Annotated in this window: 33 protein-coding genes; 2 read left to right on the forward strand and 31 right to left on the reverse strand. The window is 62.3% G+C overall.

Annotation, left to right across the window (positions count from 1 at the left end; translation table 11 throughout):
* Positions 1-196 precede the first annotated feature (196 nt).
* The 24 genes from rpmD to rpsL form a co-directional block, all read right to left on the reverse strand.
* A complete protein-coding gene (gene rpmD / locus FHS54_RS12480; protein ID WP_167304120.1) occupies positions 197-376 on the reverse strand; it encodes a 50S ribosomal protein L30 in 180 nt (59 codons plus the stop codon).
* A 5-nt stretch (positions 377-381) separates the two neighbouring features.
* Complete coding sequence (gene rpsE / locus FHS54_RS12485; RefSeq protein WP_167304121.1) at positions 382-1107, reverse strand: 30S ribosomal protein S5; 726 nt, start codon at positions 1105-1107, stop codon at positions 382-384.
* A gap of 2 nt (positions 1108-1109) precedes the next feature.
* On the reverse strand, positions 1110-1475 hold the full coding sequence (rplR, locus tag FHS54_RS12490; RefSeq protein ID WP_167304122.1) for a 50S ribosomal protein L18: 366 nt from the start codon (positions 1473-1475) through the stop codon (positions 1110-1112).
* A gap of 1 nt (position 1476) precedes the next feature.
* Positions 1477-2010 (reverse strand): 50S ribosomal protein L6, encoded by a 534-nt coding sequence (gene rplF, locus FHS54_RS12495; RefSeq protein ID WP_167304123.1) that lies wholly within the window; start codon positions 2008-2010, stop codon positions 1477-1479.
* Positions 2010-2405 carry a 30S ribosomal protein S8 gene (gene rpsH, locus FHS54_RS12500; RefSeq protein ID WP_167304124.1) on the reverse strand — a complete coding sequence of 132 codons (396 nt, stop codon included), beginning with the start codon at positions 2403-2405 and terminating at the stop codon, positions 2010-2012. Before rpsH ends, rplF begins: the two co-directional genes overlap by 1 nt.
* A gap of 12 nt (positions 2406-2417) precedes the next feature.
* Complete coding sequence (gene rpsN / locus FHS54_RS12505) at positions 2418-2723, reverse strand: 30S ribosomal protein S14 (protein ID WP_007707881.1); 306 nt, start codon at positions 2721-2723, stop codon at positions 2418-2420.
* Between the two features lie 52 nt (positions 2724-2775).
* Complete coding sequence (rplE, locus tag FHS54_RS12510) at positions 2776-3351, reverse strand: 50S ribosomal protein L5 (protein WP_167304125.1); 576 nt, start codon at positions 3349-3351, stop codon at positions 2776-2778.
* Positions 3351-3662 (reverse strand): 50S ribosomal protein L24, encoded by a 312-nt coding sequence (rplX, locus tag FHS54_RS12515; protein WP_167304126.1) that lies wholly within the window; start codon positions 3660-3662, stop codon positions 3351-3353. Before rplX ends, rplE begins: the two co-directional genes overlap by 1 nt.
* Positions 3662-4030, reverse strand: a complete 369-nt coding sequence (gene rplN, locus FHS54_RS12520; RefSeq protein ID WP_093020417.1) for a 50S ribosomal protein L14 — start codon at positions 4028-4030, stop codon at positions 3662-3664. The genes rplX and rplN overlap by 1 nt, the downstream gene beginning before the upstream one ends.
* A 163-nt stretch (positions 4031-4193) precedes the next feature.
* The gene (gene rpsQ, locus FHS54_RS12525) at positions 4194-4457 is read right to left on the reverse strand and encodes a 30S ribosomal protein S17 (RefSeq protein WP_006960320.1); all 264 of its coding nucleotides are present in this window, start codon (positions 4455-4457) and stop codon (positions 4194-4196) included.
* 12 nt (positions 4458-4469) lie between these two features.
* Positions 4470-4673, reverse strand: a complete 204-nt coding sequence (gene rpmC, locus FHS54_RS12530; protein WP_167304127.1) for a 50S ribosomal protein L29 — start codon at positions 4671-4673, stop codon at positions 4470-4472.
* Between the two features lie 3 nt (positions 4674-4676).
* Positions 4677-5108, reverse strand: a complete 432-nt coding sequence (gene rplP / locus FHS54_RS12535; RefSeq protein ID WP_167304128.1) for a 50S ribosomal protein L16 — start codon at positions 5106-5108, stop codon at positions 4677-4679.
* 21 nt (positions 5109-5129) lie between these two features.
* Entirely contained in the window at positions 5130-5825 is a 696-nt protein-coding gene (gene rpsC, locus FHS54_RS12540; protein WP_167304129.1) for a 30S ribosomal protein S3, read from the reverse strand.
* A gap of 4 nt (positions 5826-5829) precedes the next feature.
* The gene (gene rplV, locus FHS54_RS12545) at positions 5830-6216 is read right to left on the reverse strand and encodes a 50S ribosomal protein L22 (RefSeq protein WP_004208717.1); all 387 of its coding nucleotides are present in this window, start codon (positions 6214-6216) and stop codon (positions 5830-5832) included.
* Positions 6216-6494 carry a 30S ribosomal protein S19 gene (rpsS, locus tag FHS54_RS12550; RefSeq protein WP_167304130.1) on the reverse strand — a complete coding sequence of 93 codons (279 nt, stop codon included), beginning with the start codon at positions 6492-6494 and terminating at the stop codon, positions 6216-6218. Before rpsS ends, rplV begins: the two co-directional genes overlap by 1 nt.
* 5 nt (positions 6495-6499) lie before the next feature.
* Positions 6500-7336 (reverse strand): 50S ribosomal protein L2, encoded by an 837-nt coding sequence (gene rplB / locus FHS54_RS12555; RefSeq protein WP_167304131.1) that lies wholly within the window; start codon positions 7334-7336, stop codon positions 6500-6502.
* A gap of 2 nt (positions 7337-7338) precedes the next feature.
* Positions 7339-7656, reverse strand: a complete 318-nt coding sequence (locus FHS54_RS12560; protein WP_167304132.1) for a 50S ribosomal protein L23 — start codon at positions 7654-7656, stop codon at positions 7339-7341.
* Entirely contained in the window at positions 7649-8272 is a 624-nt protein-coding gene (gene rplD / locus FHS54_RS12565; RefSeq protein ID WP_167304133.1) for a 50S ribosomal protein L4, read from the reverse strand. The genes FHS54_RS12560 and rplD overlap by 8 nt, the downstream gene beginning before the upstream one ends.
* A gap of 2 nt (positions 8273-8274) precedes the next feature.
* On the reverse strand, positions 8275-9030 hold the full coding sequence (gene rplC / locus FHS54_RS12570) for a 50S ribosomal protein L3 (protein WP_167304476.1): 756 nt from the start codon (positions 9028-9030) through the stop codon (positions 8275-8277).
* A 274-nt stretch (positions 9031-9304) separates the two neighbouring features.
* Positions 9305-9613 carry a 30S ribosomal protein S10 gene (gene rpsJ / locus FHS54_RS12575; protein WP_007686587.1) on the reverse strand — a complete coding sequence of 103 codons (309 nt, stop codon included), beginning with the start codon at positions 9611-9613 and terminating at the stop codon, positions 9305-9307.
* A 201-nt stretch (positions 9614-9814) separates the two neighbouring features.
* A complete protein-coding gene (tuf, locus tag FHS54_RS12580; RefSeq protein ID WP_167304134.1) occupies positions 9815-11005 on the reverse strand; it encodes an elongation factor Tu in 1191 nt (396 codons plus the stop codon).
* Positions 11006-11141: 136 nt separating this feature from the next.
* Positions 11142-13235, reverse strand: a complete 2094-nt coding sequence (gene fusA, locus FHS54_RS12585) for an elongation factor G (protein ID WP_167304135.1) — start codon at positions 13233-13235, stop codon at positions 11142-11144.
* A 154-nt stretch (positions 13236-13389) separates the two neighbouring features.
* The gene (rpsG, locus tag FHS54_RS12590) at positions 13390-13860 is read right to left on the reverse strand and encodes a 30S ribosomal protein S7 (protein ID WP_167304136.1); all 471 of its coding nucleotides are present in this window, start codon (positions 13858-13860) and stop codon (positions 13390-13392) included.
* A gap of 13 nt (positions 13861-13873) precedes the next feature.
* Positions 13874-14245, reverse strand: a complete 372-nt coding sequence (gene rpsL / locus FHS54_RS12595) for a 30S ribosomal protein S12 (RefSeq protein ID WP_004208728.1) — start codon at positions 14243-14245, stop codon at positions 13874-13876.
* Positions 14246-14604: 359 nt separating this feature from the next.
* Between rpsL and FHS54_RS12600 the strand changes: the two genes are divergently transcribed.
* Positions 14605-16893 (forward strand): EAL domain-containing protein, encoded by a 2289-nt coding sequence (locus tag FHS54_RS12600; RefSeq protein ID WP_167304137.1) that lies wholly within the window; start codon positions 14605-14607, stop codon positions 16891-16893.
* Between the two features lie 237 nt (positions 16894-17130).
* Positions 17131-18216 (forward strand): M23 family metallopeptidase, encoded by a 1086-nt coding sequence (locus FHS54_RS12605; RefSeq protein WP_243855744.1) that lies wholly within the window; start codon positions 17131-17133, stop codon positions 18214-18216.
* Positions 18217-18225: 9 nt separating this feature from the next.
* On the opposite strand, the gene FHS54_RS12610 is transcribed toward FHS54_RS12605, so the two are convergent.
* From FHS54_RS12610 to yajC, 7 genes are all read right to left on the reverse strand, one after another.
* Positions 18226-19734 (reverse strand): YifB family Mg chelatase-like AAA ATPase, encoded by a 1509-nt coding sequence (locus FHS54_RS12610; protein WP_167304139.1) that lies wholly within the window; start codon positions 19732-19734, stop codon positions 18226-18228.
* 40 nt (positions 19735-19774) lie between these two features.
* Positions 19775-20449: an SAM-dependent methyltransferase gene (locus FHS54_RS12615; protein ID WP_167304140.1), complete on the reverse strand. Its 675-nt coding sequence runs from the start codon at positions 20447-20449 to the stop codon at positions 19775-19777.
* Entirely contained in the window at positions 20446-21564 is a 1119-nt protein-coding gene (locus FHS54_RS12620) for a Ppx/GppA phosphatase family protein (RefSeq protein WP_167304141.1), read from the reverse strand. Before FHS54_RS12620 ends, FHS54_RS12615 begins: the two co-directional genes overlap by 4 nt.
* A 130-nt stretch (positions 21565-21694) precedes the next feature.
* Positions 21695-22036, reverse strand: a complete 342-nt coding sequence (locus tag FHS54_RS12625; protein WP_341785973.1) for an MTH938/NDUFAF3 family protein — start codon at positions 22034-22036, stop codon at positions 21695-21697.
* Positions 22037-22104: 68 nt separating this feature from the next.
* Complete coding sequence (gene secF, locus FHS54_RS12630) at positions 22105-23091, reverse strand: protein translocase subunit SecF (protein ID WP_167304142.1); 987 nt, start codon at positions 23089-23091, stop codon at positions 22105-22107.
* A gap of 21 nt (positions 23092-23112) precedes the next feature.
* On the reverse strand, positions 23113-24711 hold the full coding sequence (secD, locus tag FHS54_RS12635; RefSeq protein ID WP_167304143.1) for a protein translocase subunit SecD: 1599 nt from the start codon (positions 24709-24711) through the stop codon (positions 23113-23115).
* A 7-nt stretch (positions 24712-24718) separates the two neighbouring features.
* Positions 24719-25054, reverse strand: coding sequence for a preprotein translocase subunit YajC (gene yajC / locus FHS54_RS12640; RefSeq protein ID WP_167304144.1), 336 nt, complete (start codon positions 25052-25054; stop codon positions 24719-24721).
* Between the last annotated feature and the right edge of the window lie 63 nt (positions 25055-25117).

Below are 25117 nucleotides of genomic sequence, written 5' to 3' on the forward strand. Positions count from 1 at the left end.
GGACCGCTGGCGGCTTGACGCACCCTTGCGGGTCGCACCTAGCCAGATGAAACCGGCGGTCGCCTCCTAGAGGACGCGCCATCCGGCCTAATATCCCAGCCTTCGCTGGGATGACGAAACGGGCATATAGCCCGCTTTCAAAAAAACGAAAGAGGGGTTTCCCCCTCTCCCGCCTGATTCACCATGATCGGAAGGCTTAGCCTTCGACCACTTGCACCATGTGAGGTAGCTTCTTGATGGCGCCGCGGACTTCCGCAGTGTCTTCAAGTTCCACCACCCGGTTCATCTTGCCAAGGCCCAGGCCGATCAGAATTTTCTTCTGGTCGGCAGGGCGGCGGATCGGAGAGCCGATCTGCTTGATCTTGATCTTCGCCATATCAGTTACTCCACGATCGCTTCGGCATCAGCCTGCGCGACTTCTGCCGAGGCACCGCCGCGACGAAGCAGGTCAGCAACCTTCTTGCCACGACGCTGCGCCACCGACTTCGGACTGGTCTGTTCGCCCAGAGCCGAGAAGGTCGCACGGATCATGTTATAAGGGTTCGACGTGCCGTTCGACTTGGTCACGACGTCAGCGACGCCAAGGCTTTCAAACACGGCGCGCATCGGACCACCGGCGATGATGCCCGTACCGGCAGGTGCGGAACGAACCGTCACCTTGCCCGCGCCGAAATGGCCCAGGCCATCATGGTGCAGCGTGCGGCCTTCCTTCAGCGGAACGCGAACCATCGCCTTCTTGGCCGAAGCGGTCGCCTTGCTGATGGCTTCAGGCACTTCGCGCGCCTTGCCATGGCCAAAGCCCGCACGGCCCTTGCCATCGCCGACCACGACCAGAGCCGCGAAGCCGAAGCGCTTGCCGCCCTTGACGGTCTTGGACACACGGTTGATGTGAACCAGCTTCTCGATCAGTTCTTCGCCCTGATCCTCGTCACGATTGCCACCGCGACGGTCGTCGCGACGGCCACGGCCACCGCGTTCGCCACGGTTGCGATCGCCACCGCGACCACGGCCACGACCGGGACCACGGCCCTCGGTCGGTGCATTCTCGCCGCCTTCGACAGCAGCGGGTGCGCCCGGCTGGGCCTGGATTTCGTTTTCGTCAGCCATGATCAGAACTCCAGCCCGCCTTCGCGGGCGGCATCGGCCAGCGCCTTGACGCGGCCATGGAACAGGAAGCCACCACGGTCGAACACGACCTTGGTGACGCCGGCAGCGGTCGCCGCAGCGGCGACACGCTTGCCGACTTCGGCGGCGGCTTCGGAACTGGCGCCAGTCTTGCCCAGCGCCTTGGCCCCTACATCCTTGTCCAGGGTCGACGCGGCAGCAACAGTCTTGCCCTGCGCATCGTCGATGATCTGGGCGTAGATGTGACGGCCCGAACGGTGGACGCTGAGGCGGGGCTTGTGACCCGAAACTGCCTTGAGCGCGGTGCGGACGCGGCGACGGCGCCGCGCGAAGAGGGAAAGCTTTGCCATCTTACTTCTTCTTCCCTTCCTTGCGGAAGATGAACTCGCCGGCGTACTTGATGCCCTTGCCCTTATAAGGCTCAGGCTTGCGCCAGCGTCGGATCTCGGCCGCAACCTGACCCACCTTCTGCTTGTCGATGCCGCTGATCTCGACCGTGGTGTTATCCGGGGTCTTGATCTCAATCCCTTCCGGGATCGCGAAATCGACGTCGTGGCTGTAACCGAGCTGCAGCTTCAGGGTCTTGCCCTGCGAGTTGGCGCGGTAACCGACACCGGTGATGAGCAGCTTCTTGGAGAAGCCCTCGGTCACGCCGGTGATCAGGTTCTGGATCAGCGTGCGCTGCATGCCCCAGAAAGCGCGAGCGCGCTTGCCGTCATTGGCAGGCTTCACGGCGATCGAACCATCTTCGATGCTGTAGGTGACTTCGTCAGCCAGCGGCAGCGTCAGGGTGCCCTTGGGCCCCTTTACCGACAGCAGGCCACCTTCGATGGCAGCGGTGACGCCCGAAGGGACGGCAACCGGCTTTTTACCTGTACGGCTCATCAGAACACCTCCGCGAGCACTTCGCCGCCGACATTCTGGTCACGCGCTTCGGCGTCAGACAGAACGCCGCGGGGCGTCGAGACAATGGTGATGCCCAGGCCGTTGCGGACTACCGGCAGTTCCTTGGAACCCGAATAGACGCGGCGGCCGGGCTTCGACACGCGGGCGACATGCTTGATCGCCGGCTGGCCTTCGAAATATTTCAGTTCGATGCGCAGGCCAGGATGCTTGCCGAGGACTTCCTCGGAATAGCCGCGAATATAACCTTCGCGCTGCAGCACGTCGAGCACGCGGGCACGCAGCTTCGAAGCGGGGGACATAACGCTGTCCTTCTTCGCCTGCTGCCCGTTGCGGATGCGGGTGAGCATATCACCCAGGGGATCGGTCAATGCCATCTCAAATGATCCTTACCAGCTCGACTTGGTGACGCCGGGGATCAGGCCCTTGTTGGCCAGATCACGCAGCTGCACGCGGCAGAGGCGGAATTTGCGGTAATAAGCGCGGGGACGCCCCGTCAGTTCGCAGCGGTTCCGAACACGCGTCGGATTGCCGTTGCGGGGGATCTCCGCCATCTTCAGACGGGCGATCAGTCGATCGCTGTCGTCGGCCGCGGTATCATTCGCGATCGCCTTGAGCTTCGCATAACGGCCGGCATATTTCTTTACCAGCTTCTTGCGGCGCTCGTTCTTGTTGATCGAACTCAGTTTCGCCATGACTTAAGTTCTCTTCCTTTGTCTATGCATTGGGAGAGAAGCGGGACCTTTTTCAGGCCGCCTGCTTCTGCTCTTCAAGCGGGAAGGGGAAGCCGAAGAGACGCAGCAGTTCGCGCGCTTCCTCGTCCGTCTTCGCCGTGGTGGTCACGATGATGTCCATGCCGCGCACCTTGTCGATGCGGTCATAGTTGATCTCGGGGAAGATGATCTGCTCCTTGATACCGAAGGCATAGTTGCCACGGCCATCGAAGCTCTTCGGGTTCAGACCACGGAAGTCGCGCACGCGGGGGAGCGCGACATTGATCAGACGGTCCAGAAACTCATACATGCGTTCCCGGCGCATCGTGACCTTGGCACCGATCGGCATGCCTTCACGCAGCTTGAACTGCGCGATCGACTTGCGGGCCTTGGTGATCACCGGCTTCTGGCCTGCGATCAGTTCCATTTCCTCGGCCGCCGAAGTGACCTTCTTCTTGTCCTGGGTCGCTTCGCCCACGCCCATGTTGAGCGTGATCTTTTCGATCCGGGGCACCTGCATCACGTTGGCGTAACCGAACTTCTCGGTCATCGCCTTGACGATTTCAGCGTCATACTGCGCCTTGGAGCGCGGAATGTACTTGTCGGCCATTACAGCACCTCACCGGACTTGACGGCGACACGGACCTTCTTGCCGTCGCGATCCTCGAAACGGACGCGGGTCGGCTTGCCGTCCTTGTCTGCGACCGCCACGTTCGAAATGTGGAGCGGCGCGGGCTTGCGCTCGATGCCACCCTGCGGATTGGCCTGGTCGGGCTTGCGGTGACGCGCATGCACGTTCAGACCTTCGACGAGGACCTTGTCCTCCTTCGGCATGACGTGAAGGACAGCGCCGGTACGACCCTTGTCCTTGCCGGCCAGGACGACGACCTTGTCGCCCTTCTTGATCTTTGCAGCGCTCATTACAGCACCTCGGGAGCGAGCGAGATGATCTTCATGTGCTTCTTGGCGCGCAGTTCGCGAACGACCGGGCCAAAGATACGAGTGCCGATCGGCTCCTCGTTCTTGTTGATCAGCACAGCGGCATTGCCGTCGAAGCGAATCACGCTGCCATCAGCGCGACGCACGTCCTTGGCGGTCCGCACGATGACGGCGCGATGCACGTCACCCTTCTTCACCTTGCCGCGAGGCGCCGCTTCCTTGATCGAGACGACGATGATGTCGCCTACGCCAGCGAAGCGCCGCTTCGAGCCACCCAGCACCTTGATGCACTGGACGCGCTTGGCGCCGCTGTTGTCAGCGACGTCAAGATTGGATTGCATCTGGATCATCGATCCGGTTCCTTCTTATTTGGCCTACCGGGACAATACCCGGCGGTTCCGAATTTCTAGCCAGAGCCTTTGACTCTACGCGAAGCGCGGGCCTGTACCCTTTCCTTATGGAAAAGGCCAGCCCCGCGTCACGATTTCAGACCAAAGGCTCAGTGAGCCTCCCTCAGGCCGCCGTTTCGGGCGACTTGTGGGTGTCCACGCGCTCAATGACCTTCCAGGTCTTGAGCTTGGAAATCGGAGCGGTCTCTTCGATGCGGACCGTTTCGCCTTCCTTGTAGACATTGCCCTCGTCATGGGCGTGGTACTTCTTCGAACGGCGGATGATCTTGCCGTAGAGCGCATGCTTAACCTTGCGCTCCACCCGAACCACCACCGTCTTGTCGGTCTTGTCGGAAACCACCGTTCCCGTCAGCACGCGCTTGGGCATCGTGTGTTTCCTTTACTTCGCGGCCGAGCGCGAACGCTCGGTCTGCATGGTCTTGATCTGCGCGATCGACCGGCGGACTTCCTTGACCCGGCTGGGCTTTTCCAGCTGGTTGGTGGCCGCCTGAAAACGCAGATTGAACTGCTCGCGCTTCAGGTTGTTGAGTTCGGTCGACAGTTCGTCGTCCGTCTTGGTCTTGAGGTCGGCAACGTTCGCCACAGCTTAACCCTCCAGGTGCGAGGTGTCGCCGAGGCGGGCAACAACCTTGGTCTTGATGGGCAGCTTCATCGCGGCGCGCGAGAATGCCTCTGCTGCGAGCGGTCCGGGAACGCCATCCAGTTCGAACAGGATGCGGCCCGGCTTGACGCGGGCGGCCCAATATTCGACCGAACCCTTGCCCTTGCCCTGACGGACTTCGGCCGGCTTCTTCGACACGGGGACGTCGGGGAACACGCGGATCCACAAACGACCCTGACGGCGGATGTGGCGAGTGATCGCGCGGCGAGCCGCTTCGATCTGGCGCGCGGTGATCCGCTCGGGCTCCATAGCCTTCAGACCATAGGAGCCGAAGTTCAGGTCCGAACCGCCTTTGGCGTCGCCCTTGATCCGGCCCTTGAAGGTCTTGCGGAACTTCATTTTCTTCGGTTGCAGCATGACGCTATTACCTTCTTATCTTCAGCGCGCCGGGCGCACGCCGGAGGTCTGAGCCTCCAGCATCAGCCGGTCGGTGGCCATCGGATCATGGCCCAGAATCTCACCCTTGAAGATCCAGACCTTGATGCCGCACACGCCATAGGCGGTGTGCGCCGTGGCTTCGGCATAGTCGACGTTCGCGCGCAGCGTGTGCAGCGGAACGCGGCCTTCGCGATACCATTCGACGCGGGCGATCTCTGCGCCGCCCAAACGGCCGCCGCAGGTGATCTTGATGCCTTCGGCACCCAGGCGCAGGGCCGATTGCACCGCGCGCTTCATCGCACGACGGAAAGCGACGCGGCGTTCCAGCTGATCGGCGATACCCTGTGCGACGAGCTTGGAATCGACTTCCGGCTTGCGGATTTCGACGATGTTCAGGCTGACGTCGGACGAAGTCAGGCTACCCAGCTTCTTGCGCAGCTTTTCAATGTCCGCGCCCTTCTTGCCGATGATGACACCGGGGCGGGCGGCATAGATCGAAATGCGGCACAGCTTGGCCGGACGTTCGATCACGACCTTGGAGATCGCGGCCTGGGGCAGGTTCTTCATGATGAACTGGCGGATCTTCAGATCCTCCAGCAGCAGGCGACCATAGTCGGCGCCTTCCGCATACCAGCGGCTGTCCCAGGTACGGTTGATCTGAAGACGCAGACCGATCGGATTGCTCTTGTGACCCATGTGCTTACGCCTCCGCTTCTTCGCCAGCTTCACGCACGACAATGCGCACGCGGCTGAAGGGCTTGAGGATCCGGGTCGACTTGCCACGGCCGCGTGCGTGGAAGCGCTTCAGGGTGAAGCTCTTGCCCACCGATGCTTCCGCGACGACCAGTGCGTCGACGTCCAGATTGTGATTGTTTTCCGCATTGGCGATGGCCGAAGCCAGCACCTTGCGCACGTCGACCGCCATCGCCTTTTTCGAGAAAGCGAGGATGTTCAGCGCATCCTCGACCTTGCGGCCGCGGATGAGCGTGGCCACCAGGTTCAGCTTCTGGGCCGAACCACGGATCTGCGTGCCAACGGCCAGCGCCTCATTGTCGGCGACGCGACGGGGAGCCTTTTCCTTGCTCATTAGCGCTTGCCCTTCTTGTCGGCAGCGTGGCCGGGGAAGTAGCGGGTCGGGGCGAATTCGCCCAGCTTGTGACCCACCATGTCCTCGTTCACCGAGACCGGCACATGCTTGCGGCCATTATAGACGCTGAACGTCAGGCCAACGAACTGCGGCAGGATGGTGGAACGGCGCGACCAGGTCTTGATCGGACCTGAACGGCCACCGGCGTCCTGCGCGACTTCCGCCTTCTTCAGAAGGCTGAGGTCCACGAAAGGACCTTTCCAGACGGAACGAGCCATCTCGCTTACCTCTTCTTCTTCGCGTGGCGGCTACGGATAATCATCTTGTCCGTGGCCTTGTTGTGGCGGGTGCGGGCACCCTTGGTCGGCTTGCCCCATGGCGTCACCGGATGGCGACCGCCGGAGGTCCGGCCTTCACCACCGCCATGCGGGTGATCGACCGGGTTTTTGGCAACGCCGCGCGTCAGGGGGCGGCTGCCCTTCCAACGGTTGCGACCGGCCTTGGCGAGGTTGGTATTGCCATTGTCCGGGTTGCTGACAGCACCGATGGTGCCCATGCAGTCCGAACGGATGTAGCGCTGCTCGCCCGAGGACAAGCGGACCATCACCATGCCACGGTCACGACCGACCAGCTGGGCGTAAGTGCCCGCCGAACGGCAGAGCTGACCACCCTTGCCGGGCTTCATCTCGATATTGTGGATGATGGTGCCGACCGGCATCTGGCCGAGTTCCATCGCGTTGCCCGGCTTCACGTCGGTCTTCTTGCCCGCGATGACCTTGTCACCAGGGGCCAGACGCTGCGGCGCGAGGATATAGGCCTGGGTGCCATCGGGATAGTTGACCAGCGCGATGAAGGCGGTGCGGTTGGGGTCATATTCCAGACGCTCGACCGTACCTTCCACATCCCACAGACGACGCTTGAAGTCGATGATGCGGTAACGCTGCTTGTGACCGCCACCGATACCGCGCGAGGTCACATGACCCTTGTTGTTGCGGCCACCGGTCTTGCGCTTGCCTTCGGTCAGCGCCTTGACGGGCTTGCCCTTGTGCAGGCTGGACTTGTCGACGAGGATCAGGCCGCGCTGGGCCGGGCTCGTCGGGTTATAGCTCTTCAGCGCCATTGTCAGCGCACTCCTTCGGTGATGTCGATCGACTGGCCTTCGGCCAGGCGGACGATCGCCTTCTTGACGTCGGAGCGAGTGTAGGGCTTGCCCTTCCACTTCTTGGTCTTGCCTTTGGTCACGAGCGTATTCACGCTCTTGACGTCGACACCCCAGATCGCTTCGACAGCGGCCTTGATCTCAGGCTTGGAGGCATCGCCCGCCACCTTGAAAACCACGGCGTTATACTCGCTGAGAAGAGTCGCCTTCTCAGTGATGTGCGGGGCGACAACAACGTCATAGTGACGGTTGTCGACCGTTGCGGCTTGCTTCTTAGCCATTGAAACGGGCCTCCAGCTTTTCGACGGCGGCGCGGGTCAGCACCAGCGAGTCGGCTTTCAGGATGTCGTAGACATTGGCGCCGACGGCCGGCAGCAAATCCACGCCGATGATGTTGGCCGATGCCTTGGCAAAGCTGATGTTGACCGCGTCGCCGTCGATAAACAGCACCTTGGTCAGGTTCAGCCTGGCAAGATTGGCGACCAGCGCCTTGGTCTTGCCTTCGGCAACGTCGAGACTGTCGATGACGAACAGCGAACCGTCCTTCACCTTCGACGAAAGCGCCATCTTCAAGCCCAGCGCACGAATCTTCTTGTTCAGCGAGGGATTGAAGTCGCGAACGCGGGCACCGTGCGCCTTACCACCACCGATGAACACGGGGGCGCGGCGATCACCGTGACGGGCGGTGCCGCCACCCTTCTGGCGACCGAACTTCTTGCCGGTGCGGGCGACATCGCTACGCTCACGCGTGCCGCGTGCCGTGCCACGACGCTTTTCAAGCTGCCAGGTGACGACGCGGTGCAGGATGTCGGTGCGGGGCTCGATGCCGAAAACGGCATCGTTGAGCTCCACATCGCCAGCGGCCTGCGCGTCGAGGGTCTGTACCTTGACCTTCATGATTAGCCCTCCTGGCCTTCGGTCGCTTCGGGAGCAGCCGCTTCTTCAGCGGGCGTCTCGGCCGGAGCAGAGTTGCTGTTGGCGGCAGCCTTGAGGCTGGCGGGATACGGAACGTCGGCCGGACGCTTCACTTTGACGGCGTCGCAAACGGTGAGCCAGGTGCCCTTGGCACCCGGTACGCTGCCCTTGACGAACAGCAGGCCGCGCTCAACGTCGGTGCGCACGATTTCCAGATTCTGCTGGGTCCGCTCACGGTCACCCATGTGGCCCGCCATCTTCTTGTTCTTGAAGACGCGGCCCGGATCCTGACGGTTACCCGTCGAACCATGGGCACGGTGGCTGATCGACACGCCGTGGGTGGCGCGCATACCGCCGAAGCCCCAGCGCTTCATGGCACCGGCAAAGCCCTTGCCCTGCGTGTGGCCGGATACGTCAACCAGCTGACCATCGATGAAATGATCGGCAGCGATTTCAGCGCCGACGTCGAGGAGAGCATCCTCGGCGACGCGAAATTCGACCAGACGCGCCTTGGGCTCAACTTCCGCCTTGGCGAAGTGACCGCGCTGCGGCTTGGCGACATTCTTGACCTTCGCGACACCTGCGCCAAGCTGAACCGCGACATAGCCGTCACGATCAACCTCTTTGCGGGCCACGACCTGATTGCCCTCAAGGGCCAGAACCGTAACCGGAACGTGCCGTCCGTCCTCCTGGAACAGACGGGTCATCCCGACTTTCTTAGCGATCACGCCTGTGCGCATCACTGATTACTCCCATAGAGGCCCGCCTTAGCAGCGGGCGTATCCAACGAAAAAACCGCTCAGGATCTCTCCTTCGCGGCCCAACCCAATATAAAGATCACCCCGTCCGGGTTGGATGCCACCCCCTACTCGGGAATAGCGACGGGGGACCAGGACCACGAGCCTTTTCCGGTTCACCGGATCGGCCGTGCGGTATCCCTTGTGTCATTTGAGCTTCCGGTCTCCCGAAATGCCCGATACCCTGCCTCCTTGCGGAAGCAGGGACTTGCCAGCTTTAGGCCAGCTTGATTTCCACGTTCACGCCGGCAGCCAGATCCAGCTTCATCAGCGCGTCGACCGTCTGCGGCGTCGGCTGCACAATGTCAAGCATGCGCTTGTAAGTGCGGACCTCGAACTGCTCGCGCGACTTCTTGTCGATGTGCGGGCCACGGTTGACCGTGAACTTTTCGATGCGCGTCGGAAGGGGAATCGGACCGCGAATAAGGGCGCCGGTGCGGCGGGCGGTGTCGGCGATGTCGCCGGTCGCCTGATCAAGCACGCGATGATCGAACGCCTTGAGGCGAATGCGGATGTTGCTGTCCATTGTTCCTGTACCGATGCGAAAGAGCCAAACCAGAGCATTTCCCTGTCAGTTCAAGCTGACTTTTCGGAAAATGCGGCAATTCAAAAATATACCGCCCCGTCCTGGCCCTTCTAGCTCAGCAAGAGCCGGAGAAAGGCGATCCGGGGCGGCAGAAAATCCGAGCGGCGCGAATCAGGCGATTCGCGCCGCTGCGGTCCTATATTACTTCGAGATCGTACCGACAACCCCTGCGCCGACGGTCCGGCCGCCTTCGCGGATGGCGAAGCGCAGACCCGAGTCCATCGCGATCGGGGCGATGAGCTTGATGTTCAGCTTAACATTGTCGCCGGGCATGACCATCTCGGTGCCCTCAGGCAGAACGACTTCGCCGGTGACGTCCGTGGTGCGGAAGTAGAATTGCGGACGATAGTTGGCGAAGAACGGCGTGTGACGGCCACCCTCTTCCTTCGACAGCACATAGACTTCGGCGTCGAACTCGGTGTGCGGCGTAACCGAACCGGGCTTAGCCAGAACCTGGCCACGCTCAACGTCTTCACGGCCAACGCCACGAACCAGCGCACCGATGTTGTCGCCTGCACGACCTTCGTCGAGCAGCTTGCGGAACATTTCCACGCCCGTGACGGTGGTCTTGCGGGTGTCCTTGATGCCGACGATTTCGACTTCTTCGCCGACCTTGACGATGCCGGTTTCGACGCGACCGGTCACAACCGTACCACGACCCGAGATCGAGAACACGTCTTCGATCGGCATCAGGAAGGGCTTATCGATCGGACGCTCGGGTTGCGGAATGAAGCTGTCGACAGCAGCCATCAGCTTCAGAACGGCTTCACGACCGATTTCGTCGTTCGAGCCGTCCAGGGCCTTCACAGCCGAACCCGGGATGACGGGGATGTTGTCGCCGTCAAAATCGTAGGACGACAGCAGTTCGCGGATTTCCAGCTCGACCAGTTCGAGGATTTCTGGATCGTCGACCAGATCGACCTTGTTCATGAACACGACGAGCTGGGGAACGCCGACCTGCTTGGCGAGCAGGATGTGCTCACGGGTCTGCGGCATCGGGCCGTCGGTGGCGGACACGACCAGGATCGCGCCGTCCATCTGGGCGGCACCGGTGATCATGTTCTTAACATAGTCGGCGTGACCTGGGCAGTCGACGTGCGCGTAGTGGCGTGCTTCGGTTTCATATTCGACGTGGGCGGTCGAAATGGTGATGCCGCGCTCGCGCTCTTCGGGAGCCTTGTCGATGTTGGCATAATCAACGAAGGTTGCGCCGCCGGTTTCGGCGAGAACCTTGGTGATCGCTGCGGTCAGCGAGGTCTTGCCATGGTCGACGTGACCGATGGTGCCGATGTTGCAGTGCGGCTTATTCCGCTCAAACTTAGCCTTAGCCATTTTATCCTACCTTCTAATCAAAATCAGCTTGGGTCTGACCGCTCGGCCGCGCCGCGCGAAGGCGCGTCCATAGCAGCAAATTCACAATATGCCAGCCCAAACCGAGCCGCTCTCACGGCCCGGCCTGGGAAAATCATCAGGCCATCTTCGCCTTGACTTCGTCCGCCACATTCTGCGGCACTTCGTCATAGTGGGAGAAGATCATCGAGTAGTTCGCACGGCCCTGAGTGAAGGACCGCAGCGAGTTCACATAGCCGAACATGTTGGCCAGCGGGACCATCGCTTCGACCACCTGCGCGTTGCCGCGCGTATCGGTGCCCTGGATCTGGCCGCGGCGACTGTTCATGTCGCCGATGACGTCGCCCAGATATTCCTCCGGGGTAACGACTTCTACCTTCATGACCGGCTCGAGCAGCTTGATGCCTGCCTTTTGGGCAGCTTCACGCATCGCGGCGCGACCCGTGATTTCAAAGGCCAGAGCCGACGAGTCGACATCGTGATACGCGCCGTCATACAGCAGGATCTCGAAGTCGATGATCGGGAAGCCGATGAGCGAACCGGTCGCAGCCGTTTCGCGCATGCCCTTTTCAATCGCGGGGATATATTCCTTGGGAATATTACCGCCCTTGATCTCGTCCTTGAAGACGAAGCCCGATCCGCGCTCGCCGGGCGTGATCTTCACCTTGATACGGCCGAACTGGCCGGTGCCGCCCGACTGCTTCTTATGCGTGTAGTCGACGTCCACAGGCTTGGCGAGATACTCGCGGTAAGCAACCTGCGGCGCACCCACATTCGCCTCGACCTTGAACTCACGCTTCATGCGGTCAACCAGGATTTCGAGGTGAAGTTCACCCATGCCCTTGATGATGGTCTGACCCGATTCGTGATCGGTCGAAACACGGAAGGACGGGTCCTCGGCGGCTAGGCGGTTGAGGGCAACGCCCATCTTTTCTTGGTCGGCCTTGGTCTTGGGCTCGACCGACAGTTCGATGACGGGCTCAGGGAATTCCATCCGCTCCAGAATGATCGGCTGGCGCTCGGCGCACAGCGTATCGCCGGTGGTGGTTTCCTTCATGCCGGCCAGTGCGACGATGTCGCCCGCATAAGCGGCATCGATATCCTCACGCGAGTTGGCGTGCATGAGGAGCATACGGCCGATCTTTTCCTTCTTGTCCTTGACCGAGTTCAGATAGGTGCCCTTGGTCAGGGTGCCCGAATAGACGCGCAGGAAGGTCAGCGACCCAACGAACGGATCGTTCATGATCTTGAACGCCAGGCCAGAGAAAGGCGCGTCGTCCGCGGTCGCGCGGCTGTCGGGCTGCTCGTTGTCGGGGTTGATGCCCTGAACGTCTTCAATGTCGAGCGGCGAAGGCAGATAGTCGACGACGGCGTCGAGCAGCGGCTGCACGCCCTTGTTCTTGAACGCCGAACCGCACAGCACGGGCACGAATGCCTGGCCCAGCGTGCCCTTGCGGATCAGCTTCTTGAGCGTGGCGACGTCGGGCAAATTGCCTTCGAGATAAGCTTCCATCGCTTCGTCGTCCTGTTCGACGGCGAGCTCGATCAGCTTTTCGCGATATTCGGCGGCCTTGTCGGCCATGTCGGCGGGAATTTCTTCATAGGTGAACTCAGCGCCGAGATTTTCATCCTTCCAGATGATGGCGCGGTTCTCGACCAGGTCGACCAGGCCCTTGAAATCCGATTCCGCACCGATGGGGAGATACAGGACGGCAGGGGTAGCACCCAGACGGTCGATGATCGTCTGCACGCAATAATAGAAATTGGCACCGGTGCGATCGAGCTTGTTGATGAAGCACATCCGCGGAACCTTGTACTTGTCCGCCTGGCGCCACACGGTTTCCGACTGCGGCTCGACGCCCGCAACACCGTCGAACGCGGCAACCGCGCCGTCCAGCACGCGCAGCGAACGTTCGACTTCGATGGTGAAGTCGACGTGGCCGGGGGTGTCGATGATGTTCAGGCGATGCTCGGGACCCTTGCCCTCTTCAGCCTTCCAAACGCAGGTCGTCGCAGCCGACGTGATGGTGATGCCACGCTCCTGCTCCTGCTCCATCCAGTCCATGGTGGCGGCGCCGTCATGAACTTCGCCGATCTTGTAGGACTTGCCGGTGTAGTAAAGGATACGCTCGGTCGTCGTGGTCTTGCCGGCGTCGATATGCGCCATGATACCGAAATTGCGATAGCGTTCGAGCGGATGGCTGCGGGCCATGATGCTTCTCCGTTGCCGGTGCGCCGGCGGTGAGTGAATGAGTCTTGCGGCTGGCCCCTAAACCAATCCGTTCGCCATGGGTAGCCCCACGGCGAACGGACCGATCTTCGAAACCTGGAAATGACAGAGCGGGCACATCAGCGCCCGCTCCCCTTTACCAGCGGTAGTGCGAGAAGGCGCGGTTCGCTTCCGCCATGCGGTGCGTGTCTTCGCGCTTCTTGACCGCGTTACCACGGTTGTTGGCAGCATCCAGCAGTTCACCAGACAGGCGCGCGGCCATGGTGGTTTCGCTGCGGTTGCGCGATGCGGTGATCAGCCAGCGGATGGCCAGTGCCTGGGCACGCTCAGGGCGTACTTCGACGGGGACCTGGTAGGTCGCACCGCCGACGCGGCGGCTGCGAACTTCGATGCCGGGCTTCACATTGTTCAGTGCGTCATGGAACATGCCGATCGGGTCCTTCTTGGACTTCGTCTCGACAGTGTCGAGAGCGCCGTACACGATGGACTCGGCGACGGCCTTCTTACCGTCCTGCATGATGCTGTTCATGAACTTCGACAGCACGATATCACCGAATTTGGGATCGGGCAGGATAACGCGCTTTTCTGGGCGACGACGACGTGACATATTCTAGTCTCCCTTACTTCGGACGCTTCGCGCCGTACTTCGAACGGCTCTGCTTACGGTCCTTGACGCCCTGGGTATCCAGAACGCCGCGCAGCACATGGTAACGCACACCGGGAAGATCGCGTACGCGACCACCGCGGATCAGCACAACGCTGTGCTCCTGAAGGTTGTGGCCTTCACCCGGAATATAGGTGATGACTTCGCGCTGGTTGACCAGGCGCACCTTCGCGACCTTACGGAGAGCCGAGTTCGGCTTTTTCGGGGTCGTCGTGTAAACACGGGTGCAAACGCCGCGCTTTTGCGGGTTCGCGTCCATTGCAGGGACCTTCGACTTGGTCTTCTGCAGCTCGCGGCCCTTGCGGACCAGCTGGTTGATCGTTGGCATGAAGCCCTTCACCTTTTTCAGTTACTTTATCGCCTGCATTCCCGCTTTCCCTGCCACCGGAGGGCGTAGCCCCCAAACGGCAAAAGCCCCGGGCGAGCAAAAAGCCCCCTGGAGCCGCAAGAGCAGTCGACAATGTTCAGCTCTGTATTCACCCCGCATGACGTCGACTGGGAAAGACGAATCTTTGCAACCGCAGGCCGCCGGGCAGGCGCGCCTATAGCCGGGACATCAGCCATGGTCAAGAATGAGCACCAGGATGATCGGAGGGGGAGGCAAAGGGTAAATTAGGGGATTGATAAGATGTCATAAAGTAACTGGTTGGCTTGGCGTTCACCATTGAGCGCTGGCTGGGAACGGACGTGACGCAAATTTCCCGCCTTACGGGCGAATTTATCAGCGCAGAACGGGAGAGCGCCTTTCAGGAAGAGCGCCTGCCCGAATCGCGGCGTCACGCGCGGATGCTGTTTCTGTTTTCAGCGCTGATGAACACGCTGTTCCTGCTGAGCGATTGGCGTTTTGCCGGAACGCCTCATTTCTGGGTCGCCGTGCCAGCCCGGACCGTCATCATCCTGGCCTCGATCGCATGCCTCATGCTCAGCCGGAAGATGACGAATTTCAGAGCGGTCGAACGCTATTGTTTCTGCTGGCAGATGGTGATCGCCGTCGGCGTCGCGTTTCTCGTCACGTCCCGCACTGACCTTGCCTTGTTCGTTCTGGCCATGCTGCCCATGGTTTTCTATCTGGTCGTTCCCACCAGCTTCAGGGGGAATTTCGGCGGCGGGCTGGGTTGCGGCATCGCCCTTCTGATCGGTTATCTCAGCCCCGCCCCGCTGTCGCCGACCGCGCCGGGCCTGATCATCGGGGTGCTCACGCTTCATAGCGCCATGTGGATCGCGATCTCGCGCACCAATCGGCTTCAGCGTCAGGAATGGACCGCCGGCCGGATCGCCAACTCGGCCCAGGCAGCTCTCGCCGCCAACGGCGAAACGCTTGAACGCATGTTCATGAGCGTGCCGATTCCCTTGCTGGTGACCCGGGGCGGGACGGTCATTCGTTTCAACGACGCGGCCGCCGCCATGTTCGGCACGGGCAGCGATATTTCCGACGTGCATGTGCTGAATGAAAAGTCGGCCATGCTGACGACGTTGCGCGACTATATCGTCGCCGGTGAAGATGTGGACAATCATGAATGCCGCATCTTCAGCAGGGGGTCGGTTGCACATGATGTCCTGCTTGCGTCCCGTCCGATCGTGATCGGCGGGGAAGATTGCATCCTTTCCAGCATCGTCGACATTTCGCATCGCAAGGAGGCGGAACGCCATCTGGCCCACCTCGCCATGACGGATGCGTTGACCGGCCTTGCCAACCGGTCGCACTTCATGGCCAAGCTGGCCCAGGTCGCAGGCTCCATGACCCGTGGCCGGAGCAAGGCGGCAGTGGTGCTGATCGACCTGGACGAGTTCAAGCGGATCAACGACAGCGCCGGGCATGACGCGGGCGACGCCGTGCTGCGCGCCGTCGCCCAACGGCTGCAACAGGCGGTTCGCCCGGGGGATCTGGTGGGGCGCATGGGCGGAGACGAATTTGCCGTGCTGCTGACCCGGCTGGACTCTGCCGCCGACCTCCTCACTATATTGGACCGGATGACGGCTTCGCTGCATCAGCCATTGACGCATGGAGCGCGCGACCTGGACTGCCGCGTCAGCATGGGCGCGGCTCTGTTCCGTGATCATGCCGACAACATATCCGACCTGATGAAGCACGCCGACATCGCGCTTTATGAAGCGAAGAATGCGGGGCGTGGCCGCGCCTGCCTGTTCGAGCCAAGGTTGCTGGAAAGATGGCAACGGGAAGCCCGCATGCTGGAATGCGCGCGCGACGCGATGGCCCACGCCCCGCCCCAGCCCTGGTATCAGCCCAAAGTGGATCTGACGACCGGGCGCATCATGGGTTTCGAAGCACTGCTACGCTGTGTTCGCGCCGACGGATCGATCATCATGCCGGGCGATATCGCCGCCGCGTTCGAACATTGGGAACTCGGTCGCATCATTACCGAACGCATGATTTCGCAGGTTCTTCGCGATTGCCGCCGATGGCAGGACGAGGGCATCGATTTTGGCCATGTCGCAATCAATGTTCCCGGCGTGGAACTGCACGACAGCAGCTTCCCCGATCGCCTGCTGGAACAGGTCCGGGCCGCTGGCGTACCAACCGGGCGGATCGAGCTGGAGGTGACGGAATCGGTCTTTCTGGGCCGCAACGCAGAAGTGGTGGAGCGCAGCCTGCACCGGCTGAGCCAGGAGGGAATATCAATCGCGCTTGACGATTTCGGCACCGGCTTCGCATCGCTCTCGCATCTCAAACAGTTTCCGATCGACGTGATCAAGATCGACCAGCGCTTTGTCCGCGACCTGGAAACCGATCCCGACGACGCGGCGATCGTGCGAACCGTGCTCAACCTTGCCTACAGCCTTGGCATCCATACGGTGGCTGAGGGGATCGAGAATGAGCATCAGTTCGACTATTTGCGCGCTGGCGGATGCCATTATGGGCAGGGCTTCCATTTCGGGGCGGCGGTGCCTGCGGCAACGATCCCGGCGCTGCTTAACGGCGGCGGCAGCGAATCGGCTACCGGGCAAATTGCCTGATTTTTGTTGGAACGAAATGACAGTGGGAACGTTTCAGCCTGCTTGAAGTTCGCTTCGTCACGACTCCCCCTGCCCGGATTCGCGCCCTCCCCCGTCTTTTGTTAACGGCCCCCGGTCTTTGAAATACAAGCGGGGTCGCAATTGTCGCATCAGTTTAAAAGGAGGGCAGCCGCCCTTCGGGCCTGGATTATCGCCCGGTGCCCGGAGCGGGAGATTGCGCTGCTTTCCGCCGGGCAATTGAGGTCGATCAGACTTTCCACACGCCTGCAACTAACCACCGCCGCGATGCTGGCGGGACTGGCGATCACCTGGATGGCAGTCACCTTATCGATAATCACGGGCGGGACGGACCTCGCGCGCGAACGCGCAATGCTGGACGCAAAGGAACAGGCGGTCGCGGGCGCGGCGGGCAAGGTCGACCGCTATCGCCAGTCCATGGATCAGCTTGCGCGCGACCTGCGGCAGCGGCAGGATTTTATCGACGATCTGTACCGGGCGCATTTCGGCGAAGAGGCTGCGCAGCCAAGCGACGGCCTGGCAAGCAAACCCGGTGCCAAGAAGCAAGCCAACCCCACCGAACTGAGCGCAGTTGGCTCACCGGAAGCAGCCGCCCTGCTGAAGATCGATGCGCGCCAGCGGCGTTTCGCGGTGCAACTGACCCAGGCCGTCCGGCAGCGGACGGAAAAGACCGCCGCCGCCATCCGCAGCTACGGCCTCAACCCCAATGCGCTGGCACGAACCGCTGCACGCGCGCAGGGCGGCCCCTTCGTGCCCTGGCGCGGTCAGGGCGACGCGCTGCCTGGCGAATTTGAAAAGCTGGCGAGCGCCCTGTCACGGATGGAGTTTCTGGAAAGCAGCCTGATGTTCATCCCGTCGGGGCGACCGACCACGGCACCGATGCAATCCAGTTCCTATGGCTATCGCCGCGACCCGTTCAACGGCAAGGCGGCCTTTCATGCGGGTATCGATTTCCCCGGCCGCCACGGCCAGCCGATCCTTGCCGCCGCAGCAGGCAAGGTCAGCTTTGCCGGGCAGCGCAGCGGTTACGGCAATGTGGTGGAAATTGAGCATGGCAACGGCCTGACCACGCGCTACGCTCATCTTTCCGGCTTTGCCGCACGGGTCGGGCAAAAGGTGCGACCGGGTCAAAAGATCGCGCTGATGGGATCGACCGGTCGGTCCACCGGCGACCACCTTCATTTTGAGGTGCGGATGAATGGGGAGGCGATCAATCCCCGCCGCTTCCTGGAAGCGCGCGACGATATGCTGCAGGTGCAGAAGGTCGCCCGCGCGCGCCTCGCCGACATTGCCGAACGCGGCTGAACCGACGGGTCAGTTCACCGGGGGCCGCCGTCTGTAGCTGAGCGCCTCGGCGATATGAACCCGCCCCACCTGCTCGGCTCCTGCGAGGTCCGCGATGGTCCGCGCCACCCGCAGCACCCGTGTATAGCCGCGCGCCGACAGCTTCATCGCAACCGCCGCCTGCGCCAATAGCTCTCGCCCAGCCTGATCGGGTCCGGCGACCTCTTCCAGCCGGTCGCCATCGACTTCGGCATTGGTTCGAACGGGCGTCCCTTCATAGCGAAGCGTCTGCCTGCCGCGCGCCTGCGCGACGCGTTCTGCCACTTGGGCCGACCCTTCGGCGGGCGGTGGCAGCACCAGATCGGCGGCGGTCACCGCTTGCACTTCGACATGCAGGTCGATGCGGTCGAGCAGCGGTCCCGACACCTTCGCCTGATAATCCGCAGCGCAACGCGGCGCGCGCGAACAGGCAAGCGTCGGATCGCCCAGATGGCCGCAGCGGCACGGGTTCATCGCGGCGATCAACTGCACTCTGGCGGGGAAGGTCACATGCGCGTTGGCGCGGGCGACCGTCACCTCCCCGGTTTCCAGCGGCTGCCGCAGCGAATCCAGCACGGTGCGCTGAAATTCGGGCAGCTCGTCCAGGAACAGGACGCCCAGATGCGCCATGCTGACTTCGCCGGGCCGGGCGCGAATGCCGCCGCCGACCAGCGCGGCCATCGACGCACTATGATGCGGGCTGCGGAATGGCCGCGCGCGGCTGATCCGTCCCCCTTCCAACATGCCCGCCACACTCGCGACCATGGACGTTTCCAGGGCCTCTCCCGGCGTCAGTTCAGGCAAGATGCCGGACAGACAACTCGCCATCAGCGACTTTCCAGCGCCGGGCGGTCCCACCATCAACAGGTTATGGCCACCAGCTGCCGCAATCTCCAATGCCCGCTTGGCGCTTTCCTGCCCCTTCACCTGTTTGAGGTCCGATGTGCGCAGCGGCGGTTCGACCGCTCCGGCCTGGGGCGGGGACAGTGCCGCTGTCCCCTTGAAATGATTGAGCAGGCTCAAAAGGTCGGGCGCGGCGATCACCTCTATCTGCCCGGCCCATGCCGCTTCGGCCCCTTGCGCGACGGGGCAGACCAGCCCCAATTCCTTCTCGCCCGCATGCAGCGCGGCGAGAAGGACACCCGGCGTCGGCGCGATACGGCCATCCAGCCCCAGCTCCCCGACCACCACATAGCCAGCCAGCGTTTCCGCATCGATCACGCCCATCGCGCCCAGCAGCGCCAAAGCTATGGGCAGGTCGAAATGAGACCCTTCCTTGGGAAGGTCAGCGGGCGACAGGTTGACTGTGATCCGCTTGGGCGGGAGTGACAGGCCGATCGCCGCGATTGCGTTGCGCACGCGCTCCCGGCTTTCGGCGACGGCCTTGTCAGGCAATCCCACGACGATGAAGTTGGGCAGGCCCGGAACGAGCTGGCACTGAACCTCCACGCTGCGCGCGTCCAGCCCCAGATAGGCGACCGTCGATACCGTCGAAACCAAATTGCCCCCAATGTCTGTAAAGTCGCCGCTGAAAAACGGGTCAGTCCTGTTCGTCCTGCCTGCCCTTGAATCCCTGGGCCACGACAAACCATTCTACGCTGCCCTTCCGGCTGGCGGGGGGCTTTGCATGTTTGATGGTCGTGAAATGTTTTTTCAGCACGCTCAGCAGTTCGGCGTCGGTGCCGCCGGCAAAGACCTTCGCGACGAATGTCCCGCCCTTGCGCAGATTTTCCACGGCGAACCATGCCGCCGCCTCCACCAGCGCCATCGTGCGCAGATGGTCCGTCTGTGGATGGCCGACCGTGTTCGCCGCCATGTCGGAAATCACAAGGTCAGGTGCTTCGCCCAAAGTCTCGGCCAGCAGCGCGGGAGCCTTGTCATCCATGAAGTCCATCTGGAACAGGGTGACATCTGGGATCGGGTCGGTCGGCAGCAGGTCGATGCCGACCACCTTCGCCTTGGGCGCCAATTTCTTCACCACCTGCGCCCAGCCGCCCGGCGCAACGCCCAGGTCCACGACCGCGCGCGATCCCTTCACGAAATGGAACTTCTCATCCAGCTCGATCAGCTTGAAGGCAGCCCGGCTGCGCCACCCTTCCGCTTTCGCCCGGCGGACATAGGGATCGTTCAATTGCCGTTCCAGCCAGCGCGTCGATTGGGCGGTGCGCCCCTTCGCCGTCTTGACCCGGACCTTGCCTGCGCCAGCGCCCCTCACATTCTTGCTCCATCGCGGTCCATGAGGCCGCGCAATATGCCTTCCCGGATACCCCGGTCGGCGACGCCCAGCCGTTCGGCGGGCCAGATGTCGAGGATGGATTCCAGGATCGCGCATCCGGCGACCACCAGATCCGCTCGTTCGGTGCCGATGCAGGGCAGCTTTTGCCGTTCCGCCAGCGGCATCGTCGCCAGGCGGCTGGAAATGGCCCGCATCGATGCCGAAGGAACGATGAGCCCGTCAATCGCCTGCCGGTCGTAGCGAGGAAGGTTGAGGTGCAGACTGGCGAGCGTCGTCACCGTCCCCGACGTGCCGAGCAGCCGTACTGCCGAAGGCTGACGCGGCAGACGGCGCGCGAGCGGGGCAAAGGCATCGGCCACCCGCTCCCGCATCCGCGCATAGGCCTTCGCCCGCTCCGACGGATCGGCATGGTCGAACAGCTCACTCTCGGTCAGTGAAACCACGCCCCAGGGCGCGCTGACCCAGTCGACGATGTGGGGCACGCCCGAACAATTGGCATCCACCAGCACCAGTTCGGTCGAACCGCCGCCTATGTCGAAGATCAACGCCGGGCCGTCCCCCGGCTCCAGCAGCACATGGCATCCCATGACCGCCAGCCGCGCTTCTTCCTGCGCGCTGATGATGTCGAGCGCGATGCCCGTTTCCCGGTAAACGCGCTGGATGAAGTCCGCACCGTTGGAGGCGCGGCGGCAGGCTTCGGTGGCGACCGAGCGGGCCAGGGTGACATGACGGCGGCGCAGCTTGTCGCCGCAGATGGCCAGGGCCGAGATCGCGCGTTCAATGGCTTCGTCGCTGATCCGACCCGTCGCGGCAAGACCTTCGCCCAGCCGCACAATCCGGGAAAAGGCATCGACTACGATGAACCCGTCCGACGACGGCTTGGCGATCAGCAGGCGACAATTATTGGTGCCAAGGTCGATTGCCGCATATGCCCGCCGACCCCGTGGCGGATGAGGCAATGCGCCCCGCTGCTTCAACGGGGGAGTAATGGCCGCAGCCTTGCTCCCATTAGCCGGGCCGGAACGGGCTTTTTTGCCCGAAACACCTCCGGCGGGACCGGAACTCTGCGGCAATGGGCGGCTGTGCTGCACCATGGCCGTATCTCTTCTCTTCTTCGCCGACACCGAAGGGTGCGGAACTTGGGGTCAAGACTATGCGGATGCGCGGCAAAGCGCAAGACAGGGCCGGAAATCCAATCCGTTATGAGCGAAGCGGGCGAGCGCCTCAAAGCGGCAGCAGGGCAGCGACGATCCATCGTTCTTCCGCGCGTAGCACGCCCCATGCGCGGGCGGCGGCGCGGCTGTCCATCGCCTCGACACCGATGTCCATCGCCTCAAGGTCGCGGACGAACTGCCGGGACGGTTGCGCCAGGCGGCCCCCGGTTCCAAGCAGCAGAAATTCAGGTCGGGGCTGGATGGCCAGCAGGTTGCCCAGCGTCGCCAGTGACAGCGCCTCCACGGCAGGGGCATCATCCCATGCCCATGCCGCTGTCGGGCTCAGCAGCAAGCCTGTCGGAAAAACATCATCCCTGACGCGAAAGCCGCGACCTAAAAAACCGGTGACGATCGGCCCCTGCCCCGTTTCATCCCGGCGCAGTTCGATTCCGCTGCGCCCCTTTCCAGAGGTTGTGCCGTTCAGGGCCTTGCCCCGTCATCGCGCGGCCCCACGCGTTCCGCCTGGGCGGCAAGGCCGGACTTGCCGCCCTTGCGTTCCCCCATTTGCGGGGTCAGTCCCAGCGTGATCAGCAGCGAAGACGACACATAGACCGACGAATAGGTGCCAACGATGATGCCCAGCATCATGGCGGCGGTGAAGCCACGCAGCACATGGCCGCCAAACAGCAGCAGCGCGCCCAGCGCCAGCATGATGGTCACCGATGTCATGACCGTGCGCGGCAGTGTTTCGTTGACGGACAGGTCGATCAGAGACTTCATGTCCATCTTGCGATATTTGCGCATATTCTCGCGGATGCGGTCGTCGATCACCATCTTGTCGTTGATCGAATAGCCCACGATGGTGAGCACGGCGGCAACGATGTTGAGGTCGAATTCCAGCTGGGTAACGGCGAAAAAGCCAAGCGCCATCAGCACGTCATGCATGATGGCGACAAAGGTCGAAACGCCGAACTGCCATTCGTACCGAAACCAGGAAAACACCGCGATGCCGATCACGGCGAGCATGACGGCCAGAACGCCATTGCGGATCAGCTCGCCCGACACCTTGCCCGACACCGTATCATAGCGGGAAAAGGTGACGCCGGGGAACTGCGCGCTCATCGCATTGCGCGCCTTTTCAACGACCGCATTGGCTGCGCCCGCGCCGCCCTGTTCAGGAAGCGGCAGGCGGATCTGCACCGTCCGGGGATCGCCAAATTGCTGCAGGGAGCCATCGCCAACGCCGAGCCGGTCGATCGTGCTGCGGACCTGGTCCAGCTTTGGCGGCTGGTCGAACTTCGCCTCGATCATCAGGCCGCCGACAAAATCGACGCCCAGGTTCAGCCCGCGATATGCGGTCGCGCCAACGGCCAGCACGGTCAGCAGCGCAGTCAGGGCAAAGGCCCAGTGGCGCAGCTTCACAAAGCCGATATTGGTATTGTCAGGGACGAGCTTCAGAAGTTTCATGGGTCTTTTCTCCCGGCCCCTTTAGATGTGGATCTCGGTCGGGCGCTTGGCACGAAGCCAGCGCGCGGCGAGCAGGCGGGTGAAGGTAACAGCGGTGAACACGCTGGTAGCAATGCCGATCAGCAGCACGATGGCAAAGCCCTTGACCGGGCCGGAACCCAGCGCGAGCATGATCCCGCCAGCGATGGCGTGGGTGACGTTGGCTTCGAAAATCGTGCGGCTGGCTTCCTTGTAGCCGAACTCGATAGCCTGCACGACACCTCGTCCGCGCCGCCGCTCTTCGCGGATACGTTCGTAAATGAGCACGTTGGCATCGACCGCCGTGCCGATCGTCAGCACAAAACCCGCGATGCCGGGTAGCGTCAGCGTCGCGCCCAGCATCCCCATCACGCCCAATATGACCAGCACGTTGATGGTGACGGCCAGGTTCGCGTAAATGCCGAAACGGCCATAGCTGACGAACATGAAGGCAGCGACAGCGACGACCGCGATCAGGGAGGCGAGCAGGCCCGCGCGGATCGAGTCAGCGCCCAGCTGTGGTCCGACGGTGCGTTCCTCCACCACCGTCAGCGCGACGGGCAGCTTGCCCGAACGCAGCGCGATGGCCAGCTGGTTGGCGCTTTCCACGGTGAAATTGCCGCTGATCTGTGCGGAACCGCCCAGGATCGGCTCATTGATATTGGGTGCCGACAGCACCTTGCCATCCAGGATGATGGCGAAGGGGCGGTTGACATTCTGCGACGTGACCTGTCCGAATTTCCTGCCACCCGACCCGTTGAAACGGATGTTGACGATCGCCTGGTTATTCTGGTCAAAACCCTGGGTCGCATCGGTCAGTTCTTCGCCCGACACCATGACCTGCCGCTTGACCGCAATCACCGGCACGCCCGACGGATTGTCGGGATAGGGCAGCACTTCGCTGCCGACCGGTGCGCGGCCTTGCACGGCTTCGGACGGGTTGGCGGTGGTATCGACCAGCTTGAATTCCAGCTTGGCGGTCTGGCCCAGCAAATCCTTCAGCGCCTTGGGGTCTTGAAGCCCCGGCACCTGCACGACAATCCGGTTGCTGCCCTGCTGCTGGATAGTGGGCTCACGCGTGCCCATCTCGTCGATCCGCTTGCGGATGACTTCGGTCGCGACTTCCATCGCGCCCTTGACGGCATTGTCGATGCCGGCATCAGTCGGCGTGATGACGATGGTGGAGCTGTTCACCACCTCGACATTGAAGTCACGCTGCCCGGTCAGCCCCGCGCCCTGCGTCAATGGCCTGATACGCTCGACTGCGGCATCCACCTGCGCCGGGTTGCGCACCATGAAGCTCAGCTTGCCGTCGCGGCTGGAAATATCGCCGATCGCGATGCGTTCCCCGCCCCGCCGCAATTCGGTGCGGACCTGCTCCTCCATATTGGTGAGGCGCTGCCTGGCGACATCCTGGGTCGACGCTTCCAGCAGCAGGTGACTGCCGCCCGACAGGTCGAGACCCAGATTGACGCGCGTCTGCAGCGACTGAGGCAGTTTTTGCACCACATTGTCGGGCAGGAAGCTGGGCACGGCACACAGGATGCCGATGAGCAAAGGCAACAGGATCCCGGCAACGGCCCAGCGCGAGAAATTCAGCATCGTGGGTTCAGTCGTTCGCGGGTTTGGCGGTGGCGGGATTGACCACGTCGGTCAGCGTCGACTTCACCGCCTTCACTTTCATGCCCGGCGCGAGTTCAACGTCGCAATAGATTTCGTCCACCCGGACCACCTTGCCGACCAGGCCACCACCGGTCACGACCTGATCGCCCTTTTTCACCGCATCGATCTTGGTCTTGTGATCTTTCATCCGCTTTTGCTGCGGACGGATCAGCAGGAAATAGAAGACGACGAAGATCAGGACGAGCGGGGCGACCTGCACCAGCATGGAAGCGCCCGACGATGGTTCGCCCGCGGTCTGGGCAAAGGCTGGGGATATGAACATGGTGGGACTTTCGCCTTATTGTCTTGTCCAGCCGTGAATGCGCATGACGCGCCCACGGATCAA

The organism is Sphingobium vermicomposti, from assembly GCF_011762025.1.
Taxonomy (GTDB): Bacteria; Pseudomonadota; Alphaproteobacteria; order Sphingomonadales; family Sphingomonadaceae; genus Sphingobium; species Sphingobium vermicomposti.

Bases quoted from the DNA above. Each gene is read 5' to 3' on its own strand.
- rpmD (WP_167304120.1), bottom strand. From the start codon at position 376: ATGGCGAAGATCAAGATCAAGCAGATCGGCTCTCCGATCCGCCGCCCT.
- rpsE (WP_167304121.1), bottom strand. From the start codon at position 1,107: ATGGCTGACGAAAACGAAATCCAGGCCCAGCCGGGCGCACCCGCTGCT.
- rplR (WP_167304122.1), bottom strand. From the start codon at position 1,475: ATGGCAAAGCTTTCCCTCTTCGCGCGGCGCCGTCGCCGCGTCCGCACC.
- rplF (WP_167304123.1), bottom strand. From the start codon at position 2,010: ATGAGCCGTACAGGTAAAAAGCCGGTTGCCGTCCCTTCGGGCGTCACC.
- rpsH (WP_167304124.1), bottom strand. From the start codon at position 2,405: ATGGCATTGACCGATCCCCTGGGTGATATGCTCACCCGCATCCGCAAC.
- rpsN (WP_007707881.1), bottom strand. From the start codon at position 2,723: ATGGCGAAACTGAGTTCGATCAACAAGAACGAGCGCCGCAAGAAGCTG.
- rplE (WP_167304125.1), bottom strand. From the start codon at position 3,351: ATGGCCGACAAGTACATTCCGCGCTCCAAGGCGCAGTATGACGCTGAA.
- rplX (WP_167304126.1), bottom strand. From the start codon at position 3,662: ATGAGCGCTGCAAAGATCAAGAAGGGCGACAAGGTCGTCGTCCTGGCC.
- rplN (WP_093020417.1), bottom strand. From the start codon at position 4,030: ATGATCCAGATGCAATCCAATCTTGACGTCGCTGACAACAGCGGCGCC.
- rpsQ (WP_006960320.1), bottom strand. From the start codon at position 4,457: ATGCCCAAGCGCGTGCTGACGGGAACGGTGGTTTCCGACAAGACCGAC.
- rplP (WP_167304128.1), bottom strand. From the start codon at position 5,108: ATGCTGCAACCGAAGAAAATGAAGTTCCGCAAGACCTTCAAGGGCCGG.
- rpsC (WP_167304129.1), bottom strand. From the start codon at position 5,825: ATGGGTCACAAGAGCAATCCGATCGGTCTGCGTCTTCAGATCAACCGT.
- rplV (WP_004208717.1), bottom strand. From the start codon at position 6,216: ATGAGCAAGGAAAAGGCTCCCCGTCGCGTCGCCGACAATGAGGCGCTG.
- rpsS (WP_167304130.1), bottom strand. From the start codon at position 6,494: ATGGCTCGTTCCGTCTGGAAAGGTCCTTTCGTGGACCTCAGCCTTCTG.
- rplB (WP_167304131.1), bottom strand. From the start codon at position 7,336: ATGGCGCTGAAGAGCTATAACCCGACGAGCCCGGCCCAGCGCGGCCTG.
- FHS54_RS12560 (WP_167304132.1), bottom strand. From the start codon at position 7,656: ATGGCTAAGAAGCAAGCCGCAACGGTCGACAACCGTCACTATGACGTT.
- rplD (WP_167304133.1), bottom strand. From the start codon at position 8,272: ATGAAGGTCAAGGTACAGACCCTCGACGCGCAGGCCGCTGGCGATGTG.
- rplC (WP_167304476.1), bottom strand. From the start codon at position 9,030: ATGCGCACAGGCGTGATCGCTAAGAAAGTCGGGATGACCCGTCTGTTC.
- rpsJ (WP_007686587.1), bottom strand. From the start codon at position 9,613: ATGGACAGCAACATCCGCATTCGCCTCAAGGCGTTCGATCATCGCGTG.
- tuf (WP_167304134.1), bottom strand. From the start codon at position 11,005: ATGGCTAAGGCTAAGTTTGAGCGGAATAAGCCGCACTGCAACATCGGC.
- fusA (WP_167304135.1), bottom strand. From the start codon at position 13,235: ATGGCCCGCAGCCATCCGCTCGAACGCTATCGCAATTTCGGTATCATG.
- rpsG (WP_167304136.1), bottom strand. From the start codon at position 13,860: ATGTCACGTCGTCGTCGCCCAGAAAAGCGCGTTATCCTGCCCGATCCC.
- rpsL (WP_004208728.1), bottom strand. From the start codon at position 14,245: ATGCCAACGATCAACCAGCTGGTCCGCAAGGGCCGCGAGCTGCAGAAG.
- FHS54_RS12620 (WP_167304141.1), bottom strand. From the start codon at position 21,564: ATGGTGCAGCACAGCCGCCCATTGCCGCAGAGTTCCGGTCCCGCCGGA.
- secF (WP_167304142.1), bottom strand. From the start codon at position 23,091: ATGAAACTTCTGAAGCTCGTCCCTGACAATACCAATATCGGCTTTGTG.
- secD (WP_167304143.1), bottom strand. From the start codon at position 24,711: ATGCTGAATTTCTCGCGCTGGGCCGTTGCCGGGATCCTGTTGCCTTTG.
- yajC (WP_167304144.1), bottom strand. From the start codon at position 25,054: ATGTTCATATCCCCAGCCTTTGCCCAGACCGCGGGCGAACCATCGTCG.